Raw genomic sequence first — 19484 nt, forward strand, 5'->3', positions numbered from 1 at the left:
CTGATGAGGTTTATTGCTGCGACGGTGGAATCCAGGCAATCATATCGACTTCCACATCAGCGCCGCCAGCCAAGCCGGTTACCCCGATACAGGTGCGGGTGGGTAGAGGCTGGGGAAAGTAACTGGCGTAGACCTTATTCACTTCGTCGAAGTGGCCCATATTGGTAATGAACACCCGGGACTGCACCACATATTCGAAGGCACTTCCGACTTCTTCCAGCACAATCGCCAGGTTCTGCATTACCCGATGAGTCTGTTCGGTGAAGGTGCCCAAAAGCATCTCGTTGGTCTCTGGCACCGTCGGCATCTGGCCAGTGATAAAGACCAGATCACCTACGCGGCAGGCGTGGGAAAAAGGCGCAATCGGTTGCGGGGCGCGGTCGATAAACAGCTTTTCAATCATGCTTTTATCCTTTTTTGAATGATGTCGTTGCGAGGAGCGGAGCGACGAAGCAATCTTGTTTGTAGTGGCAAGATAACTTCAAGATCGCCGCGCTACGCTCGCGATGACATGCTGTTTTTTAAAGTCTGTTAACTATCATGGGCCTCAAGTGAGGCCCATGATGACGAACTTATCCACAGCTGCTTTGTCGCTGGGGCTGTGTATTAATGCCCCAAAATCTGGCTTAAGAACAGCTGGGTACGTTCAGACTGCGGGTTGTTGAAGAACGGCTCTGGCGCGTTCTCTTCAATGATTTGCCCCTGATCCATAAAGATCACCCGGTCGGCGACGGTTTTGGCGAAGCCCATTTCGTGGGTCACGCAGATCATGGTCATGCCCTCTTCCGCCAGTTCCACCATAACGTCCAGCACCTCTTTGATCATCTCGGGGTCGAGGGCGGAGGTGGGCTCGTCAAACAGCATCACGTCGGGGTGCATGCACAGCGAGCGGGCAATCGCTACACGCTGCTGCTGACCGCCCGAGAGTTGCCCCGGGTACTTAGTTGCCTGCTCGGCAATGCGCACCCGTTCTAGGTACTCCATGGCTAGCGCTTCGGCCTCTTTGCGCGGCTTCTTTTGTACCCACATTGGCGCAATACAGCAGTTTTCCAGCACTGATAAATGCGGGAACAGATTGAAGTGCTGAAACACCATGCCGACGCTGCGACGAATCTGCTCAATGCGTTTGACGTCTTGGGTCAGCGGTAGACCGCCCACCACAATTTCACCTTTTTGGTGCTCTTCAAGGTGGTTAATGCAGCGAATTAGCGTTGATTTACCCGAACCTGATGGGCCGCAAACCACGATACGTTCGCCGCGTTTTACCTCAAGGTAGATATCCCGCAGTACGTGAAAATCGCCGTACCACTTGTTAACGTTGTGCATCTCGACCATCAGGTCAGAAGCACTGGTGTCAGAGGTGTTGGTGGCTGCTTGTGTCATGTTGAAATCCTACTTAAAACGTAATGAGATGCGGCGCTCGTATTTAAACTCGAACTAGTGCTTATGGCCGGTGTTTAGCTTGCGCTCCAAGTACTGGCTGTAGCGCGACATGCTGAAACAGAATATCCAGAACACGAACGCGGCAAATACATAGCCCTCTACCGAGAAGCCCAGCCAGCGCGAGTCGGAAAGCGCCGCTTGCACAATGCCCAACAGGTCAAACAGCCCGATGATCATGACCAGGGTGGTGTCTTTAAACAGTGAGATAAACGTATTGACGATGCCAGGAATCATCATTTTCAGTGCCTGAGGCATCACGATTAGCCCCATGCGCTTCCAATACGTCATCCCCAGTGCCGCGGCGGCCTCATCTTGCCCTTTGGGAATCGCCTGCAAACCACCGCGAATAACCTCGGCCATATAGGCACTTTGGAACAGCGTCAGGCCGATTAGCGCACGTATAAGGCGATCCACGTTAAGTTCAGACGGCAGGAACAGCGGCAGCATCACCGAGGCCATAAACAGAATGGTGATTAGCGGCACACCGCGCCAAAACTCGATAAAAATCACGCAGAAGGTTTTGACGATGGGCATGTTCGAGCGTCGCCCAAGGGCTAATACAATGCCAATAGGCAGTGCGCCAATCATCCCCACGCTAGCCAGTAGCAGCGTCAGCATCAAACCGCCCCAGCGGTGGGTGGAGACACGCGGTAGATCAAAGTAGCCGCCGTGTAGCAGCACGTAGGCGATCACCGGGAAGATCAGCAGCGCAAACAGTGTCATCCAGCGCTTAAACGGCAGGCGCGGAATGACCATCCAGGCAATAATGCCCGCGAACATGGCAAACACGATGTTGGCGCGCCAATACTCCTCACTCGGGTAGAGGCCGTACATAAACTGGGAAAAGCGTGCGTTAACGAATACCCAGCAGGCGCCCACCCGTGTGCAGTCTTCGCGGCTGTCGCCCACCCAGTTGGCATCAATAAATGCCCACTGAACCGTTGGCACCACGAGTAGATAGAGCACGTACAGGCCCAGTAGCGTGAAGATGCTATTGATAGGGCCGTTGAACAGATTGCCTCGTAGCCAGGCAACCGGCCCAATGGTGCCTTTAGGAGCCGGGCGCTGAGGTATGGTTTCTTTATTGTGAATCATGGGGTCGCCTCCGGCCTAGCGTTCGACCAGCGCAACGCGAGCGTTGAACCAGTTCATGAACATGGACACCAGCAAGCTGATGATCAGATAAACCGCCATGGTCATGGCAATGACTTCGATTGCCTGACCGGTCTGGTTGAGCGTGGTGCCGGCAAAAACCGATACCAGGTCGGGGTAGCCGATGGCGGTGGCCAGTGACGAGTTTTTAATCAGGTTGAGGTATTGGCTGGTGAGTGGCGGAATAATGACGCGCATAGCCTGGGGAATGATGATTAGGCGCAGCACTAGCTTGCGCGGCAAGCTCAATGCCTGGGCGGCTTCCGTTTGGCCATGGGGGATGGCTTGGATGCCCGAGCGCACAATCTCCGCAATGAAGGACGCGGTATAGATAGACAGCGCCAGCCACAGGGCCAAAAATTCAGGGATAATGGTAATACCACCGCCGAAGTTAAAGCCGCGCAGTACCGGCATCTCCCAGGTCACCGGTACACCTGTAGCGACCAGTACCAGCAGTGGTAGGCCAAAGATAATCACCAGCGACATCCAGAAAACCGGTAGGCGCTTGCCGGTGGCTTCGTGACGGCGCTTGTTCCACATGACCAGTGCGATGCTGGCAATAATAGCCACCACGAAGGTGGCTGGGATAAGACCAAATCCTGACTCGAACAGAGGCTGAGGTAGGTACAGCCCGCGCACGTTCAGGAAAATGGCTTCACCAAAGGCCATGCTCTCTCTAGCGCTGGGTAACGTCCGCAGTACAGCAAAGTACCAGAAGAAAATTTGCAGCAGCAGGGGGATATTACGAAACGTTTCGATATACGCATTGGCTAGCCGAGCGATCAACCAGTTGGGCGATAGCCGCGCGATACCGACGATAAAACCAATAATCGAGGCAGCTAACACCCCCAATCCACCGACTAGCAGCGTATTGAGCAAGCCAATCACAAAAGTGCGGCCGTAGGTACTTTGGGAGGAGTACTCGATTAAGCTTTGACCAATACCAAAGCCGGCTGTGTTGCCCAGGAAGCCAAAGCCAGTGGTAATGCCGCGAGCATTCAGGTTGGCTTGGGTATTGCCGATAATATAGATCAGGAAAGCCGCGACAACGGCGACCAATATAAGCTGAAAAATAAGTGCGCGCTTAGCGCGGTCTCGCCAAAACGGCGGCTTGTGGCCAGCGGGGCGAATGTTGGGTCTTACAGACATGGATGGCGTCTCCGCTACACGGAAGGTCAATCAAATGGCCCGCCACGACCTTTAAACAGATACCTGTGAAGAGGGCGGCGGGCCGGGGTCAAGCGAGACGCTTAGCGAATCGGGGGAGCGTACTGGAAGCCGCCGTCTGTCCATAGGGCGTTGACACCGCGCTCAATTTCCAGCGGCGAGCCCATGCCCACGTTGCGGTCGAAGCTTTCAGCGTAGTTACCCACTTGGCTAATAATGTTATAGGCCCAATCTGCTTCTAGGTTCATGCCTTCACCGTAGTTGCCGTCTTGGCCTAGCAAGCGAGCGATGTTGGGGTCTTCAGAGTTAAGCATTTCTTCAGCGTTTTCACTGGTGACGCCGTACTCTTCGGCGTTAATCATGGCGAACAGCGACCATTTCACAATGTTGAACCAAAGATCGTCACCCTGACGAACCACAGGGCCTAGTGGCTCTTTGGAGATAACGTCAGACAGGATCATCGAGGCTGAAGGATCGTCTAGCTGAATACGTAGCGCCGCTAGCTGAGAGGTATCGGAGGTTAGCACGTCACAGCGGCCGGCCTGATAGCCACCCACGGTTTGCTCAGAGGTATCAAATACGATCGGGTTGAATTCCATGTCGTTAGCACGGAAGTAGTCAGCCAGGTTCAGCTCGGTAGTGGTGCCAGACTGAATGCAGATGGAGGCGCCGTCGAGTTCATCAGCACCGGTAATACCCAGGTCACGGGATACCATGAAGCCCTGGCCGTCGTAAAAAGTAACCCCGGTGAAGTTCAGGCCCAGAGTTGTATCGCGGGTAGTGGTCCAAGTGGTATTACGTGATAGAACGTCGACTTCACCTGATTGCAGGGCGGTGAAGCGCTCCACGGCGTTGAGTGAAATATAGTTGACGGCTTCTGAGTCGCCGAGTACCGCTGCCGCTACAGCGCGGCATACATCAACGTCGATACCTTGCCAGTTACCGTCGTCGTCCGGAGCTGAGAAGCCCGGCAAACCATCGCTCACACCACACTGAACGGCACCACGCTCAATGGTATCTTCCAGGGTGTCGGCTTGAGCAGTTGCCATTCCCGCCAGGCTAAGTGAGCCAGCGGACGCCAGAAGCGCTAAGTGTTTTTTATTGAACATCTAGTTTCCCTCGAAGTTATTGGAATCAGCTACTGAAATCAGTTAATGAAACCAGTAGTTGAAATAGTTATGCATGCCGTAGCATGTCACTAAACCTAGCAAGGAAGATGCCAACAAGGGTACAGGCGTTAATTCAGCGCTTTTCAACGCTACTCAACGAATTCGAGACGAAGGTCTAGGTGCAAAAAGGTTACTGCCCACCTCGCATTGCACCGTTATAGGGCAAGCTGAGGTGGGCGGTAACACAAAGGCAGTTATTAGGCGTGGTTTACTCGGCTGCGAATGCCTTGCGCATAAACGGCGGGAGGGCGAGCGCACCGCGATGGGCGTCAACGCTATAGTATTCAAGCGGCAAGTCGTGGTTGGTGGCTGCCTGCTCGCGGAACGTATTCACGTCGGTGGCTTTACCCGCCAATGTTACGCTCCACCAGCCTGAAGGATATACCGGCTGCGGGAAGGGCAGCGTGGCAACGCTGTCAAAACCGGCTTTCAACATGTCGTTGCGCAGCTCTCGGATGATCGAGCCACTGTGGTAAAGCGGTGATTCGCTCTGCTGCACCATTACGCCGCCGCTTTTCAAAATACGGTGGCAGCGCTTGAGAAAATCGGTTTTAAACAGCCCTTCAGCGGGCCCAACCGGGTCGGTGGAGTCGATAATCAGCACATCGATGCTCTCATCAGGTGCATCGTCCACCCACTTGACGCCGTCGGCGAACAGCAGTTCAGCGCGGGGGTCGTTATTCGACGCTACCAACGACGGGAAGAAGCGCTCAGAGGCCTTGGTGACCTCTTCGTCGATATCAATTTGGGTAACTTTCTCGACACTCGGGTGGCGCAGCACCTCTTTTAAGGTGCCGCAGTCGCCACCGCCGATGATCACCACACGTTTGGGATCTTGGTGGGTAAACAGCGCCGGATGCGCAATCATCTCGTGGTAGAGGAAGTTATCGCGATCAGTCAGCATCACGCAGCCGTCCAGCACCATTAGGTTGCCGTAGGTCTCGGTGGCGTAGACCTCTAGATGCTGGTATTGGCTCTGTACATCCAGCAGTTTTTCAGAGATCTTCAGTGAGAAAGCGCTGCCGTGGCTATCAAAGACTTCGGTAAACCATTGGTCGTCGCGTAAATCGCTCATCAATTGGCTCCTGAGTGCTGTGCATTTGTGTGCGTTGGAATATCGCGGTGATACTGCGGGCTTAATTCGTGCAGCGCCTCCATAAAGGCAGTGACGTTGTCGGGGTTGGTAAACTGGCTGATTCCGTGGCCCAGGTTAAACACGTGGCCAGGGCCGTGGCCGTAGCTCTCCAACACGCGGGCTACTTCAGCGCGGATAGCCGAGGGGCGGGCAAACAGAACGTTGGGATCAAGATTGCCCTGTAGCGCCACTTTGTGACCAACCCGGGCACGGGCATCGGAAAGCTCGGTAGACCAGTCGATACCCAATGCATCGGCACCGGCGCAGGCGATATGCTCAAGCCACTGGCCGCCGTTTTTGGTGAAGAGAATCACCGGTACGCGGCGACCGTCGTGCTCGCGGATCAGTCCCGAAACGATCTGCTCCATGTAGCGCAGCGAGAACTCAAGGTACGCAGGGGTAGAAAGTGCGCCGCCCCAGGTATCAAAGATCTGTACCGCCTGGGCACCCGCGCGAATTTGGGCGTTCAGGTAGTCAGTTACCGCATGCGCCAGCGTATCCAGCAACTGGTGCATGGTATCCGGGGTATCGTAAAGCATGGTTTTCAGATGGCGGAAGTCCTTGCTGGAGCCGCCCTCCACCATGTAAGTCGCCAGCGTCCAGGGGCTGCCTGAGAAGCCGATCAGCGGCATGCGGCCGTTCAGCTCACGACGAATGGTCGACACCGCACGCATCACGTAATCCAGGTCGCGCTCGGTGTCGGGCACGCTTAGCGCGGCGACTTCTTCCTGTGTACGCACGGTTTTGCGGAATTTTGGGCCTTCGCCGGTTTCAAAATAGAGCCCCAGGCCCATGGCATCTGGAATGGTCAGAATATCTGAAAACAGAATGGCTGCATCCAGCGGGTAACGCTCCAAGGGCTGTAGGGTGACTTCGCAGGCCAGGTCATGGTTGCGGCACAGATCCATAAAACTGCCCGCATCGGCCCGGCTGGCGCGGTATTCCGGCAGGTAGCGGCCCGCTTGACGCATCATCCACACCGGGGTGCGGTCGACGGGCTGGCGCGCTAGTGCGCGAAGAAAGCGATCATTTTGCAAAGGTGTAGTGGTCATAGACACTTGCTCTTAGGAAATTTGCCCGCATCGTATTGGAAACCGTACTTGGGAGCGTACTTGAAACCGTTTTGGGGATCGTATGAGGGCAATTGTACTTGAAGATAGGTGTTAGGGCGGCGTACTCGATGGCAAAAATCGTCGCACCCGGCCAATTTTTCTCCATTATTTAGTCGCCTTGTCAGCGTGAGGCGGGCGCCGCTTCCTGTTAGAATACTGACCCACTTTGCCAACACTGGTGTGGTTAACTGGTTTGGTCAATCAGCGAGGTAACCTGTGACCATTCGCTTCATTGCCGCTTCCCGGCTGCCCACGCCCTGGGCAACGTTTACTATGCATGGCTTCGAAGATGAGGCTACCGGCAAGGATCATATCGCCTTAACGTTGGGTGATGTGACCGGCGGCGAGCCGGTGTTGGGGCGGGTGCACTCCGAGTGTTTGACCGGTGACGCTCTCTTCTCCATGCGCTGCGACTGTGGCTATCAGCTCCAGGAAGCGCTAAAACGCATCGCTGAAGAGGGCCGCGGCGTGCTGTTTTACCTGCGCCAAGAGGGGCGGGGAATAGGCCTGTTAAACAAAATTCGTGCCTACCACCTGCAAGATCAAGGTGCTGATACGGTCGAGGCCAACGAGCAGCTCGGTTTTGGCGCCGACATGCGCCGCTATGATCTGTGCGTGCCGATGCTTAACCATTTGGGCATCACAGCGTTAAGGCTCATGACCAACAATCCGCGCAAGGTGGATGCCCTCACCCGCGACGGCGTGAATGTCGTCGAACGTTTGTCGATCACCACCGGCCTGAACCCTCATAACGAGCAGTATCTCTCAACCAAAGCGGGCAAGCTTGGCCATATGATGGCCCTGGATGACTTCACTCACGCCAGCGATGTGGATATTGAGCGCAAGGGGTGATACGAGTGGGGGATGGCATGCGAGGAGCGCTCCAGGATGAACGCCGTCAGTAAGGAGCAGTACAAGCAGTATAAACAGCAGCGTGAAAACCTTCCCGAAGAGCAGGGCGAATTCAGTGTATTCGAAGAGTGGCTGCACAGTATCACCCACGGTATCGGTGCTGTGCTCAGTTTGGTGGGAATGGTAGTACTGTTGGTTGCGGCGAGTTACGCCGCCCATGTCGACCCGTGGAAAATTGTCAGCCTGAGCCTGTACGGCACCACGCTAGTCCTGCTTTATACCGCCTCTACCCTTTACCACGGCATCCCTCATCGGCGCTGGAAGCAGCGCTTTCAGTTACTTGATCACTGCGCGATTTATTTACTCATCGCAGGTACTTACACGCCCTTTTTACTCGTCAATATGCGCGGCACTACAGGCTGGGTTTTGTTTGCCGCCGTGTGGTCGCTGGCGTTGGTGGGCATTGCCTGCATACTGCTATGGCCTCAACGTTTTTCGATATTACGTGTGGCGATTTATCTGCTCATGGGCTGGATGATCGTGCTGGCATCAGGAGAGATGGCGGCGAGTCTTTCAACGACCGGCATTGCCCTACTGGCCGCGGGAGGAATTACCTACACGCTAGGGGTGATCTTCTACGCCGTGCGTGCGATCCCCTACAACCATGCGATTTGGCATCTATTTGTAGTGGCTGGCAGCATCTGTCACTACTTTGCTGTTTATAGCGCCGTTCTACCGCACGTTTCAGCTGCTTAATGGTTAATCGCTCGACTTCGAATCATTGCCTGCTTGAACCCGCCTGTAAATTAGATGGTTTTTAAGGGGTTAAAAATACCTGTAACTCGCAGTTTCCCACTGTAGACTAAACGTTAAACTTAAGTTTTAGGATGTTGAGCCGACAGTAGTATCAGGTTTAGATGCAGACCTTGGTGTATTTAACGCCGTGCATCCTGAAAAAACACAGTGGGTTCGTATAATGATGTCTATTGCCACACCCAAAACGACATTCAATAAGCTTTTCCAACAAGAGGATTGTCATGAGCACTGTTAACAACGCCCACGACACGACGATGCCGTCGGTACTGGGCAAAAAAGACAGTACTGATGAGATGGTGCATCGCATAGGCCACTTAACGCGCCTACTGCGGGACAGCATGAAAGAGCTGGGCCTAGATCAGCAGATTAGCCAGGCGGCGCAGGCAATACCGGATGCTAATGACCGGCTCAACTACGTTGCCTCAATGACGGAGCAGGCCGCAGAGCGGGCATTGAATGCCGTTGAGCGCGCTCAACCGGTGCAAGACAGCCTTGAAGAAGAAGGCGCTGCGCTTAATGAGCGCTGGCAGGCGGCGGCAGCTAAGCTCGCGGCAGTAGAAGGTGATGCTAAGCTCGTCGAGGATACACAGAACTTTTTGAGCAGTAAGCTTCCCACCGCAACCGGGGCTACTCAAAAAGAGCTGCTTGAAATCATGATGGCCCAAGACTTTCAGGATCTCACCGGTCAGGTGATTAAGAAAATGATGGAAGTCATCAAGCTCATCGAAGAGCAGCTTGTTCAGGTGCTGGTCGATAATGTTCCTCACGTCACCGACGGCGTTAAGATGGAAGATGACCGCGATGAACATGCCAAGCTTCGTAACGGGCCGCAGGTGAACCAAAATAAGACGGATGTGGTGGCAGGGCAGGATCAAGTAGACGATTTGCTTGATGACCTTGGCTTTTAAGCAACGCCCGACTAGTTTAAAAACCGTTGCCACATACTGCCAGCAACGGTTTTTAAAGCGTTTAGATGTTGATTAACTCTCTGCTGCTGCCTGCTCTTTTTCGATTGCTCTAGCCATCGCGGCGCGCTGAATATGGCGTTCGCGATAGGCAAATAGCGGTTCGGGTAAGCGGTGCTTCATGCTGACCGCCCACGATAAGGTATGGGTTAAAAACAGATCCGCAAGGGTAAAGGTGTTACCCACCAAGTTTTCTTGCCCGTTGTAGCGGCGCTCCAGCGCGCTTAGCGCACGCTGAAACTCCCATGCGCAGACCGGCAAAATAGCGGGAACGCGTTTATCTGTGGGCAGGGCAAACTTATGCTTGGCTTGATTCCACAGTGGCTGCTCCATTTCGGTGACGATAAAGCTGAGCCACTGGTCGACCTGAGCGCGAGCGGCAGAGCTGCTGGGTAGGAGGGTGCCGTCGCCATATTGCTCCGCTAGATAACGGCAAATCGGCACTGATTCAAATAGCGATACTTCTCCATCTTCAAGAACTGGCACCTTGCCATCCGGGTGACGCGCCAAATGCGCGGCTGTTTGCCCCTCGCCTTTATCCAGCGCCACATGCTGGCACTGATACTCTAGGCCTAACTCTTCAAGCGTCCACGCTGCTCGTAGCGAGCGGGAGTGGGGAAAGCTGTACAGCGTGATCATGGCGTGCTCCTGGCGAAAAACGATTCTTTAATCTAGCGGTCGTTAGCGACGCTGTCGATTCTCTTCCTTGCCCACAGGTTTTTTTAACTGGGCTTTGGGGGAGTGTCCAACGGTTCGTTTAAAGGCGGCGCCGAAAGCACTCTGTGACATATAACCCACGGTTTCAGAAACCTCTGCGATACTTAGGCCTTCCTGAATCAATCTTTGCGCCAGCTGCATTCGCCAATGCAACAAATAATCGATCGGTGATTTTCCTACAGCTGTTCGGAAGGCATTAGAGAACGAAGATCGCGACATGCCGACTCGATGTGATAGGTCTGCGACTGTCCAGGGGCGACTAGGCTCAGAATGCATGAGATCTAACGCGGCGCCAATTTGAGAGTTATTCAGTGCTCCAATCCAGCTGGTTAAAACATCTTCAGGTTCCGCTGTGGTGCCAGCATATTCCCGTTTTGCAAAAGCACGTAGAAGTTGAACCAGCAGCATGTCAGCTAAATGTCGCCGCATTAAACCGAAACCAATCTCGGTACGACGGATTTCGGTATCCAGGATTTCTAAAATATGTCGCAAAGAGGCTGCCGATGGTGCAGCAGCCGGAATTCGCATGAATGGCGGTAGAGTGTCGATCAATAATTGCGCGTGTAGATCATCTAATAGAAAGCTTCCAGCAAGCAGTACTGTCTCGGCGCCGCCGTAATGACCAGTATCGGAATGTTCCCAGTCGATAACGGCCACTCCGTCCTCGGCCAAGAGGTTGGGATCACTGGCAATAACGTAGGGTGGCGTGTGCGAAAGAAGGAATACATCACCTTCATCAAGCCAGATATGTTCTTGGTTTGGATATATCAGCCAGCAGCCTCCACGCATAACGGCTGCGAATTTAAGAGCAGGTTTTGCAGGAAAGCGAAGTGCCCAGTCCCCACCGGCTTCGAGTCTGGTACATCGCGCACTACGCAAATCGAGTAGCGAAAATACTTCCGTTAGCGTATCGCTCATTATTAATACGATCTCTATAAAAAACTGTATTTTCCAGCATAGATAAGCCAGCTGAGGCTCACCATAATATTTTCATTACCGATAAAAGGGGATATGAAATGACGAGTATCAGCGGCAAGGTTATCGCTATCACGGGAGCAAGCAGCGGCATTGGCCGAGAAACCGCACTTAAGCTGGCTGGAGTGGGGGCAAAGCTAGTTCTAGGGGCTCGCAAAAGGGAAGCGCTGGAAAGCCTCGAGGAAGAGATAACGCTGATGGGGGGCGAAGCGGCCTTCGCAATAACGGATGTCTGCGTCCGCGAGGATCTGCAGAGACTGGTTGACGTTGCCTGTCAGCGGTTTGGTCAGCTTGATGTTTTCATTTCCAACGCAGGCATCGGCCCCATCTCAATGTTAGATGAACTGCGCGTTGACGATTGGGATGCGATGATTGATGTGAATTTGCGCGGAGTCATCTATGGCATCGCGGCTGCACTACCGATTTTCCGTCGGCAGTCCTCGGGGCACTTCGTGAGTGTGATTTCAACAGCCGGGCTAAAGATCGTTCCAGGGCAGGCTATTTACGCAGGTACAAAAAATGCCGTACGCACTATCCACGAGGGACTTCGACAAGAAGCAGGCCCCAACCTGCGAGTAACGGGGATATCTCCCGGCATAATTCGCACGAGTTTTGGCGAGGCTATCCCTTCTCAAGAGCTTCGAAATAAGGTTGCGGACAGCATGGAGTCAATAGCCATTGACCCTGCTGCTGTTGCATCGGCTATCGCTTTTGCCATTGCCCAACCACCCGAAGTCGATATTGGAGACATTGTCGTTCGGCCAACGGCGCAAGGGTAAGATCAAAGGCCTAGAGCTATCGAAGTTACCCTTGTGGGGACTCGTTAACTAGCTTTTGGAAATTGGCGATTGCGGTCAGGCTAAGCGTTCCCCCTTGCCTCGCGGATCCGCTCGTAGGCATTGCCGATTTCGCTGGTGCGTGCCTGTGCGATATCACGCATGCTCTCGGGCAGGCCTTTGCCGGCCAGTTTGTCCGGGTGGTTTTGGCTCATCAGACGGCGGTAGGCTTTTTTGATTTCAGCATCGCTGGCGTCATCAGAAACCCCCAATACGCGGTAAGCGTCTTTGAGAGCCTCTTCGCTGGCGCCCTGAGAGTTCGCGGCCGCGCCGTGCAACATCGCTTCGATCTGCTGAACTTCGGCGTCGCTGCAGCCTACGCCCCGGGCGACGCGTAGAATCATCTCGTGCTCGGCGGGGTGAAGCACGCCATCTGCGGCGATAGCCGAGAGCTGAACCTGGATAAACACCTGGCGCAGTACCGGCTGGCGCTGGGTTAAGCGGTTAACGGTGGCCAGCTCGGCGTCTAGATCGAAGTCATCGGCGCGACCACGCTCGAAGGCGGCTCGGGCCTTGGCGCGCTGCTCGCCCTGGAGGTGCATCTGGTCAAACAATTTCTCGGCAACGTCCAGCTCGCCGTCGGTCACTTTGCCGTCGGCTTGGCATAGGCAGCCCATCACCGAGAAGATCGACTCCAAAAAGCCTTCCTGGATGCGCATCCGGGCGATATTCAGGCGACGGCTAAGGCGCTTGCCTAGCCACCAGCCCAGGCCACCGCCAATCAGCAGCCCTACCGGGCCTCCAAACGCAAGACCGATCAAGGCGAAAATAATAATTAGAAATAGCATATTAGTCTCAAAGTAATTTAAAAAATAATGGCTTATGGCAGTCGAGCGCGAATAGCCTGCTCAATGCCTTCGATATCCAACTGACAGTCGGCAAGCAACTGCGCGGGAGTGCCGTGCTCTACAAAGGCGTCCGGCAGGCCGAGATTGAGCACTTCCACCTGAACGCCTTCGGCGTGGAGCAGCTCATTCACGGCGCTACCTGCGCCACCGGCAACCACATTTTCTTCCAGTGTCACCAATAGTTCGTGCTCGTCGGCAGCGTGCAGCACTGCATCGCGATCCAGCGGTTTGATGGAGCGCATATTGATGTGGGTTGCATTGAGTCGTTCGGCGACTTCCGCTGCGGCGCTGTTGAGGCTGCCAAAGGCGAGCAGCGCAATACGCACACCGTCATTGGCGGCATGGCGGCGCACTTCCGCTTTGCCAATGGCGAGTGGCTCAAGATGCGCGGGAATTTCCGCACCTGGGCCGGTGCCACGGGGGTAGCGCACCGCAGCAGGGCCAGGGTGGTGATAGGCGGCACTCAGCATAGCGCGGCACTCGGCTTCATCCGCCGGGGCCAGAACCACCATGCCGGGCACACAACGCAGAAAGGAGAGATCCATGCTGCCGTGGTGCGTAGGGCCGTCTTCGCCTACCAGGCCCGCGCGGTCAATGGCAAAGGTGACATCCAGGTTCTGTACGGCAACGTCATGAATCAACTGGTCGTAACCGCGCTGCAGAAAGGTGGAGTAAATCGCCACCACGGGTTTCATGCCTTCGCAGGCCATACCCGCCGCGAGCGTTACCGCATGCTGCTCAGCAATCGCCACATCGAAATAGCGCTGAGGGTACTCTTTGGAGAAGCGAATCAGGTCGGAGCCTTCGCGCATGGCGGGGGTAATGCCCATCAGGCGCTTGTCGCTTGCCGCCATATCGCACAGCCAGTCGCCGAACACATTGCAGTATTTTTTCTTAGCGGGTGGCGGGGTAACCACCGGTTTCTTGACTGTCGTCGCGTTGGCTAACGTTTCGGGCTTTTCCAGCTTAGTAATAGCGTGGTAGCCAATCTGATCCGCTTCGGCGGGCAGAAAGCCTTTGCCTTTCACCGTTTTGATATGCAGAAACTGCGGGCCGTCGAGGTCGCGCAGGTTTTCGATCGTATGGGTTAACGCGTCTAGGTCATGGCCATCAATGAGGCCTACGTAGTTAAAACCCATCTCTTCAAACAGCGTGGCGGGGCTGACCATGCCTTTCATGTGCCCTTCAGTGCGCCGGGCAAGTTCCAGGGCGCCGGGCAGGTGCGAAAGCACTTTTTTACTCTCTTCGCGTATTTTCAGGTAGGGCTTGCTGGAGAGCACCCGGGCTAGGTAGGTCGCCATGCCGCCGACGTTCTCGGAAATCGACATCTCGTTGTCGTTGAGCACTACCAATAGATTGGCATTCACGTGGCCAGCGTGGGCGAGGGCTTCAAAGGCCATGCCGGCGGTCAATGCGCCGTCGCCAATAATCGCGCACACGTGACGCTTATCGCCCTGTGCCTTCGCTGCCAGTGCCATACCCAATGCCGCCGAAATCGACGTGCTGGAGTGGCCGACGCCAAAGGTGTCGTACTCGGACTCGGCGCGGCGTGGAAATGCTGCCAGACCGCCGTGCTGGCGAATACTTAGCATGGCCTCGCGGCGGCCGGTGAGAATCTTGTGCGGGTAGGCCTGATGGCCCACGTCCCACACTAGTCGGTCGTGGGGCGTTTGGTAGACATGGTGCAGGGCAACGCTCAGCTCGACCACGCCGAGCCCAGCGCCAAAGTGACCGCCGGAAACACCCACGCTATAGAGCAGGTAGGCGCGTAGCTCGTCGGCCAGTTGGGCGAGCTGGGAGGCATTCATGGCCCGCAGCGCGGCGGGGTGGTCAAAGGAGTCGAGCAGCGGCGTCGTTGGGCGCTCGCGGGGGATTTCGTCGAACAGCTTCATGGGCATCTTTAGTGGTCGCGCTCGATCATGTAGTGGGCTAAGTCGGCCAGCGGTGCAGCACGCTCGCCTAATGGGGCGAGTGCGGCAATGGCCTCGTCAATCAGGCTGTGCGCTTTGCGTTGAGCACCCGCTAACCCCAGCAGGCTGGGGTAGGTGGGCTTGGCGCGTGCGGCATCGGCGCCTGACGTTTTGCCTAGGGTAACGGTATCGCCGGTCACATCTAGGATGTCGTCGTGAATCTGAAAGGCTAGACCAATGGCGCGGGCGTAGCGAGTAAGCGCGTCTAAGCGCGGGTCATCGTCGTCGACGGCTACTAGGCCGCCCAAACGCACTGCAGCGACGATCAGTGCGCCGGTTTTATGGGCGTGCATATGGGCCAGGGCATCGACATCTGGGTGATCGCCGACGGCGTCTAAATCCAGCGCCTGCCCCGCCACCATGCCATCACGGCCAGAGGCGGAGGCCAGGGTGTGCACCAAATGGCTCAGCCGGGGGTGCGCATTGCTGGCCAACACTTCGAAGGCCAGCGCCTGCAGGGCGTCTCCGGCCAGAATCGCACTCGCTTCATCAAAGGCTTTATGCACAGTGGGCTGACCACGACGCAGGTCGTCGTCATCCATGGCTGGAAGATCATCATGGATCAACGAGTAAGCGTGGATTAGCTCAATGGCCGCGGCGGGGGCATCCAGAGCATCGTCTTTAGCACCGAGTGCCTGACCAGCCATATACACCAGTAGCGGTCGCAGGCGTTTGCCGCCGGCCAGCAGGCCATGGCGCATTGCCGCCTCGAGGCGTGGCGCTACCGCTGGGCGGTTATCAAACAGCGCCGCTAGGGTGGCATCTACGCGGGCATTGCTGGTCTGACGCAGGGTGGCAAGCTGGCTAGGCTGCATGGCTACCATGGGGGCGTCTCCTTGCTCTCATCCTCGGCCGCATCCTTAGGGTCGTCGGGGCCAGTAAAGGGCGTTACGTTTAAACGTCCTTCGCTATCTTCACTCAGCGCCCGCACCTTGAGTTCGGCGCTATCCAGGCGCTGCTGGGCATCGCGGGTCAGCCGCACGCCCTGTTCGAACGCGGTCAGTGCATCTTCCAATGAGAGCTCGCCTGACTCGAGACGTTCAACGATGGTTTCGAGTTGCTCAACCGTCGCGGCAAAGTCCTGTGGGGGTGATGTCGTGTCACTCATTGGGGGGTGCCTGTAAACCGGTATTTTTAAAATAAGCCCACAGTATACACCGAGGCTGGGGGGCGGCGTCTGCCCTCTTCAATACAGCTTGTTGCGCGACTTGCGATCCATTCATTGTCACCACGCAGACTTTTCATCATTCACACCCGGCCTGAACGATGCGGGTTGTGCTACGATATGCGCCTCCCGTGAACCGATACACGGCGCATGCCGCCGACCATAGAGGTTGATTCAGCCATGGCCAAAACGTCCCTGGACAAGAGCAAGATCAAGATCCTGCTACTCGAGGGCGTCCACCAAAGTGCGGTGGACAATTTTCACACGTCAGGGTACGCCAATATTGAGCACCTGCCGACGTCCCTTGATGAGGATGCGCTGATCGAAAAGATCCGCGATGTTCACTTCATTGGTATTCGTTCCCGCACCCAGTTAACGGAGCGCGTGTTCGAGGCGGCAGAGAAGCTAGTCGGCGTTGGCTGTTTCTGTATCGGCACCAATCAGGTCGATTTAACCGCTGCCCTCACCCGCGGTATCGCGGTATTTAACGCGCCGTACTCCAATACCCGTTCGGTGGCCGAGCTGGTGCTGGCAGAAGCGATTATGCTACTGCGCGGTATCCCAGAGAAAAACGCCCGCGCTCACCAGGGTGGCTGGCTGAAGTCAGCGAAGAACTCCCACGAAGCGCGCGGTAAAACGCTGGGTATCGTTGGCTACGGCAGCATCGGTGCGCAACTTTCGGTGCTGGCCGAATCGCTGGGCTTTAACGTCATTTACTATGATGTCATCGCCAAGCTGGGTATGGGTAATGCAAACCAGGTAGCAAGCCTTGAAGAGCTGCTGGGTCGTTCCGATGTCATTAGCCTGCACGTGCCTGACCTTGCCTCTACCCGCTGGATGATCGGCGCAAAAGAGATCGCTGCCATGAAGCCCGGTGCGATCTTTATTAATGCCTCCCGCGGTAGCGTCGTTGAAATCGAACCGCTTGCCGAAGCGCTTAAAGCGGGCAATCTCAACGGCGCGGCGATTGACGTCTTCCCGGTAGAGCCGAAAGGCAACGAAGAAGAGTTTGAGAGCCCGCTGCGTGGCTTGGAGAATGTGATTCTGACCCCGCATATCGGTGGCTCTACCCTGGAAGCTCAGGAGAATATCGGTATTGAAGTGTCAGAAAAGCTGATTACTTACTCTGATAACGGCACCACCGTGACCTCGGTCAACTTCCCCGAGGTGGCGCTGCCCGCTCACCCGGACAAGCACCGTTTGCTGCATATTCACGATAACGTACCGGGCGTGCTGTCGCAGATTAACCGCGTGCTGTCTGAAAATGACATCAACATCTCCGGTCAATACCTGCAGACCAATGAAAAAGTCGGTTATGTGGTCATTGATGTAGATAAAGCCTACGGCCCCCAGGCGCTGGAAGCATTGAAGCAAGTGGATCACACGCTGAAAATTCGTGCGCTCTACTCGGCGCAAAATAGCTAACGCATGGCTTCATAAGCTAATCTGTTACCGGCCGCGTTCACCGAATAGAGGTGGATGTGGTCGCCGTGCAGGCTGCCAATCAAGCGTCCGGTGGCGTAGTTGTAGACGAGTGCTTTGGAGGAGGCCGGATCACTTTGCTGTGAGCAGAAGCTTATTCGCCCCAGTGCGCCATATTAATAGCTCTATTGGCTGGTGGTTTGCGGGTTGCGCAGGGTGAGGCGATCCAATTGCCCGGGCTCTGTTTTGTCGACTCGCATAGCCCATGGCAGCGGGGTTCCAAGCGGGTGGCCGCCTCCTCAACACCAGCGGGCTATTGAGACAGTACCTACCGAAGGGCACGGATCTGTCGGTCTACAGCCAGGGAGAACTCGACGAGATCGCCTCAATACTCGGCCACGCAAGACACTGGACTGGCGAACGCCGTTGGAAGTCTATGCCGAGACACTTAAGAAATCCGTCGCCGGCCCGAGTACTCTTCAATAGTGTTGCACTTGGAGCTTGAGGCCGCCGTGTTACCTTAGCTGGTCAATAATCGTATCGATCTGTGACTTAGTTAAAAAATATGCCCTAAAGAAGAACAGCCTAATTCACCAAATTATAAAGCCAGCCTGCAAACTCTTCTGTAGGCTTTCTATCTCCACTCATTCCGATTGATTCAGTTTCGATCTTCCACAAGCATTCAAATATTTCATCACGGCTGGGGTGTTTTTCTAACAACTTGCACAGATAAGGAATATATTCATCATACTCACCCATTTCATCCACATAATCTGCAACACCAATGGGATCCCATTGTTCGTGAACAGCTTTCCTAACCTTATTGTACAGAGACAGTTCTGCATTATCTTTCATAGTCATTTACTTCCTGGGATCACAGTAATAACTCGGCCAGTCTGAGAGTTAACAACAACTTTAAGACTATTAGCAGCATCAGTAAACAGCAAAGACCCCGGCTTGTTCCCCGCGCTTCGAACACCGTTCTCTATTGCATTTTCGACAACCGAGGGTGTGAATCCACGCTCTTGCATCCTATCAATCGCATGGCCACTAAACTCCCTTCCATTGATTACTTCTGGGGCATTCCGTGGTCTAGGGTTATCAGGGTTAGGAAACCTGTTCCGCTGCCCTGACCTGCCCACAGGTGTCCGAGGACTAGCTCCATCCACACTACCGGAATTTTCCTCCACCCGCAGCCCTTCATTGTCCTGACCAGAGTCTCGCTGGTTAGCCGAACTACTAGACGAATCTCTGTCAACCCTCTTGGGCTTTTTGAAACCGCCAAACACCTTTTTAACCATGGAACCGAGAGAGCGCCCAATGGGGTTGCTGTCAATTAACACAGGCAACATAGCCTGGCCGTATTGGCCTGATCTGACGCCATCTCCCACTTCCTCAAGCAACTGCATCCCCCCTATAACGGGGTTGAAACCAATAGCAACATCAACCCATGTTCCCCTAACATTGGAACGTGATAACTGCCGTTCAGCATGTTGTTCCATATCGCGTGCGCGATTGGCGGCCTCATCAACCCAGTTGCTACTTTCCACCATCTCATTGTCTCTGAAGATGCCTGCTCGATGAGCCTCCATAAAGGCCTCTTGCTGAGCTTGGGTCTCGCTGACTAATTGCTGAGCCTGCGCATAGAGCGCTTCGCTTTCAGCGGCGGTTTTGCCGGTGGGGTTGCCGTTCAGGGCCTCGCGTAGTTCGCCTACGCGTTCCAGGTTGGCTTGTGCCTCT

Annotated in this window: 20 protein-coding genes and 1 pseudogene; 6 read left to right on the forward strand and 15 right to left on the reverse strand. The window is 55.1% G+C overall.

Translation table 11 applies throughout. The features are described 5' to 3' along the window. Window positions 1-10: 10 nt before the first annotated feature. The 7 genes from K7H09_RS17305 to hemE all read right to left on the reverse strand — a co-directional run bounded on the left by K7H09_RS17305 (window position 11) and on the right by hemE (window position 7118). Complete coding sequence (locus K7H09_RS17305) at window positions 11-403, reverse strand: RidA family protein (RefSeq protein WP_022521312.1); 393 nt, start codon at window positions 401-403, stop codon at window positions 11-13. Between the two features lie 203 nt (window positions 404-606). After that, complete coding sequence (locus K7H09_RS17310) at window positions 607-1383, reverse strand: amino acid ABC transporter ATP-binding protein (protein ID WP_022521313.1); 777 nt, start codon at window positions 1381-1383, stop codon at window positions 607-609. A gap of 54 nt (window positions 1384-1437) precedes the next feature. Continuing rightward, on the reverse strand, window positions 1438-2538 hold the full coding sequence (locus K7H09_RS17315) for an amino acid ABC transporter permease (RefSeq protein WP_009286182.1): 1101 nt from the start codon (window positions 2536-2538) through the stop codon (window positions 1438-1440). Between the two features lie 15 nt (window positions 2539-2553). Further along, window positions 2554-3744 (reverse strand): amino acid ABC transporter permease, encoded by a 1191-nt coding sequence (locus K7H09_RS17320; RefSeq protein WP_141440375.1) that lies wholly within the window; start codon window positions 3742-3744, stop codon window positions 2554-2556. A 101-nt stretch (window positions 3745-3845) separates the two neighbouring features. Beyond that, a complete protein-coding gene (locus K7H09_RS17325; RefSeq protein ID WP_009286180.1) occupies window positions 3846-4871 on the reverse strand; it encodes an amino acid ABC transporter substrate-binding protein in 1026 nt (341 codons plus the stop codon). 268 nt (window positions 4872-5139) lie between these two features. Then, a complete protein-coding gene (gene speE, locus K7H09_RS17330) occupies window positions 5140-6006 on the reverse strand; it encodes a polyamine aminopropyltransferase (protein ID WP_022521315.1) in 867 nt (288 codons plus the stop codon). After that, on the reverse strand, window positions 6006-7118 hold the full coding sequence (gene hemE / locus K7H09_RS17335; RefSeq protein WP_022521316.1) for a uroporphyrinogen decarboxylase: 1113 nt from the start codon (window positions 7116-7118) through the stop codon (window positions 6006-6008). Before hemE ends, speE begins: the two co-directional genes overlap by 1 nt. Window positions 7119-7394: 276 nt before the next feature. Here hemE and ribA point away from each other — a divergent pair, with 276 nt between their 5' ends. The 3 genes from ribA to cheZ all read left to right on the forward strand — a co-directional run bounded on the left by ribA (window position 7395) and on the right by cheZ (window position 9754). Further along, window positions 7395-8030: a GTP cyclohydrolase II gene (gene ribA, locus K7H09_RS17340; protein ID WP_009286177.1), complete on the forward strand. Its 636-nt coding sequence runs from the start codon at window positions 7395-7397 to the stop codon at window positions 8028-8030. A 36-nt stretch (window positions 8031-8066) separates the two neighbouring features. Then, entirely contained in the window at window positions 8067-8786 is a 720-nt protein-coding gene (trhA, locus tag K7H09_RS17345) for a PAQR family membrane homeostasis protein TrhA (RefSeq protein WP_022521317.1), read from the forward strand. A gap of 281 nt (window positions 8787-9067) precedes the next feature. After that, the gene (cheZ, locus tag K7H09_RS17350) at window positions 9068-9754 is read left to right on the forward strand and encodes a protein phosphatase CheZ (RefSeq protein ID WP_022521318.1); all 687 of its coding nucleotides are present in this window, start codon (window positions 9068-9070) and stop codon (window positions 9752-9754) included. Between the two features lie 72 nt (window positions 9755-9826). On the opposite strand, the gene K7H09_RS17355 is transcribed toward cheZ, so the two are convergent. Both K7H09_RS17355 and K7H09_RS17360 read right to left on the reverse strand, forming a co-directional pair. After that, window positions 9827-10450, reverse strand: coding sequence for a glutathione S-transferase family protein (locus tag K7H09_RS17355; RefSeq protein WP_230805317.1), 624 nt, complete (start codon window positions 10448-10450; stop codon window positions 9827-9829). 42 nt (window positions 10451-10492) lie between these two features. Then, on the reverse strand, window positions 10493-11446 hold the full coding sequence (locus K7H09_RS17360; RefSeq protein WP_230805319.1) for an AraC family transcriptional regulator: 954 nt from the start codon (window positions 11444-11446) through the stop codon (window positions 10493-10495). Between the two features lie 98 nt (window positions 11447-11544). Here K7H09_RS17360 and K7H09_RS17365 point away from each other — a divergent pair, with 98 nt between their 5' ends. Beyond that, a complete protein-coding gene (locus K7H09_RS17365) occupies window positions 11545-12282 on the forward strand; it encodes an SDR family oxidoreductase (protein ID WP_230805321.1) in 738 nt (245 codons plus the stop codon). Between the two features lie 80 nt (window positions 12283-12362). On the opposite strand, the gene djlA is transcribed toward K7H09_RS17365, so the two are convergent. Genes djlA through K7H09_RS17385 form a run of 4 tightly spaced genes read right to left on the reverse strand, consistent with a single transcriptional unit; the run spans window position 12363 to window position 16265 of the window. After that, window positions 12363-13127, reverse strand: coding sequence for a co-chaperone DjlA (djlA, locus tag K7H09_RS17370; protein ID WP_027957921.1), 765 nt, complete (start codon window positions 13125-13127; stop codon window positions 12363-12365). A gap of 32 nt (window positions 13128-13159) precedes the next feature. Further along, window positions 13160-15085, reverse strand: coding sequence for a 1-deoxy-D-xylulose-5-phosphate synthase (gene dxs, locus K7H09_RS17375; RefSeq protein ID WP_230805323.1), 1926 nt, complete (start codon window positions 15083-15085; stop codon window positions 13160-13162). A 2-nt stretch (window positions 15086-15087) separates the two neighbouring features. Beyond that, window positions 15088-15981, reverse strand: a complete 894-nt coding sequence (gene ispA / locus K7H09_RS17380) for a (2E,6E)-farnesyl diphosphate synthase (RefSeq protein WP_009286173.1) — start codon at window positions 15979-15981, stop codon at window positions 15088-15090. Then, a complete protein-coding gene (locus tag K7H09_RS17385; RefSeq protein WP_022521324.1) occupies window positions 15975-16265 on the reverse strand; it encodes an exodeoxyribonuclease VII small subunit in 291 nt (96 codons plus the stop codon). Before K7H09_RS17385 ends, ispA begins: the two co-directional genes overlap by 7 nt. A gap of 237 nt (window positions 16266-16502) precedes the next feature. Between K7H09_RS17385 and serA the strand changes: the two genes are divergently transcribed. Together serA and K7H09_RS17395 are read left to right on the forward strand one after the other, a co-directional pair. Further along, window positions 16503-17747 carry a phosphoglycerate dehydrogenase gene (serA, locus tag K7H09_RS17390; protein WP_039857612.1) on the forward strand — a complete coding sequence of 415 codons (1245 nt, stop codon included), beginning with the start codon at window positions 16503-16505 and terminating at the stop codon, window positions 17745-17747. Between the two features lie 242 nt (window positions 17748-17989). Then, window positions 17990-18230 (forward strand): annotated as a pseudogene (locus K7H09_RS17395) (transposase); the annotation flags it as partial. 99 nt (window positions 18231-18329) lie between these two features. Here the strand turns inward: K7H09_RS17395 and K7H09_RS17400 are convergent. Further along, window positions 18330-18599: a hypothetical protein gene (locus K7H09_RS17400; RefSeq protein ID WP_230805332.1), complete on the reverse strand. Its 270-nt coding sequence runs from the start codon at window positions 18597-18599 to the stop codon at window positions 18330-18332. Between the two features lie 2 nt (window positions 18600-18601). After that, on the reverse strand, window positions 18602-19484 hold an 883-nt coding region (locus tag K7H09_RS17405; RefSeq protein ID WP_230805334.1), incomplete at its 5' end, for a DUF4258 domain-containing protein.

The sequence above is a fragment of the Halomonas sp. IOP_14 genome (assembly GCF_021021315.1).
GTDB classification, from domain to species: Bacteria; Pseudomonadota; Gammaproteobacteria; order Pseudomonadales; family Halomonadaceae; genus Vreelandella; species Vreelandella titanicae.

Coding starts and splice junctions, on each gene's coding strand:
- speE (WP_022521315.1), bottom strand. CDS start 6,006: ATGAGCGATTTACGCGACGACCAATGGTTTACCGAAGTCTTTGATAGC.
- K7H09_RS17325 (WP_009286180.1), bottom strand. CDS start 4,871: ATGTTCAATAAAAAACACTTAGCGCTTCTGGCGTCCGCTGGCTCACTT.
- serA (WP_039857612.1), top strand. CDS start 16,503: ATGGCCAAAACGTCCCTGGACAAGAGCAAGATCAAGATCCTGCTACTC.
- trhA (WP_022521317.1), top strand. CDS start 8,067: ATGAACGCCGTCAGTAAGGAGCAGTACAAGCAGTATAAACAGCAGCGT.
- djlA (WP_027957921.1), bottom strand. CDS start 13,127: ATGCTATTTCTAATTATTATTTTCGCCTTGATCGGTCTTGCGTTTGGA.
- K7H09_RS17360 (WP_230805319.1), bottom strand. CDS start 11,446: ATGAGCGATACGCTAACGGAAGTATTTTCGCTACTCGATTTGCGTAGT.
- hemE (WP_022521316.1), bottom strand. CDS start 7,118: ATGACCACTACACCTTTGCAAAATGATCGCTTTCTTCGCGCACTAGCG.
- ispA (WP_009286173.1), bottom strand. CDS start 15,981: ATGGTAGCCATGCAGCCTAGCCAGCTTGCCACCCTGCGTCAGACCAGC.
- K7H09_RS17315 (WP_009286182.1), bottom strand. CDS start 2,538: ATGATTCACAATAAAGAAACCATACCTCAGCGCCCGGCTCCTAAAGGC.
- K7H09_RS17400 (WP_230805332.1), bottom strand. CDS start 18,599: ATGAAAGATAATGCAGAACTGTCTCTGTACAATAAGGTTAGGAAAGCT.
- K7H09_RS17365 (WP_230805321.1), top strand. CDS start 11,545: ATGACGAGTATCAGCGGCAAGGTTATCGCTATCACGGGAGCAAGCAGC.
- cheZ (WP_022521318.1), top strand. CDS start 9,068: ATGAGCACTGTTAACAACGCCCACGACACGACGATGCCGTCGGTACTG.
- K7H09_RS17320 (WP_141440375.1), bottom strand. CDS start 3,744: ATGTCTGTAAGACCCAACATTCGCCCCGCTGGCCACAAGCCGCCGTTT.
- K7H09_RS17355 (WP_230805317.1), bottom strand. CDS start 10,450: ATGATCACGCTGTACAGCTTTCCCCACTCCCGCTCGCTACGAGCAGCG.
- K7H09_RS17385 (WP_022521324.1), bottom strand. CDS start 16,265: ATGAGTGACACGACATCACCCCCACAGGACTTTGCCGCGACGGTTGAG.
- K7H09_RS17310 (WP_022521313.1), bottom strand. CDS start 1,383: ATGACACAAGCAGCCACCAACACCTCTGACACCAGTGCTTCTGACCTG.
- dxs (WP_230805323.1), bottom strand. CDS start 15,085: ATGCCCATGAAGCTGTTCGACGAAATCCCCCGCGAGCGCCCAACGACG.
- K7H09_RS17305 (WP_022521312.1), bottom strand. CDS start 403: ATGATTGAAAAGCTGTTTATCGACCGCGCCCCGCAACCGATTGCGCCT.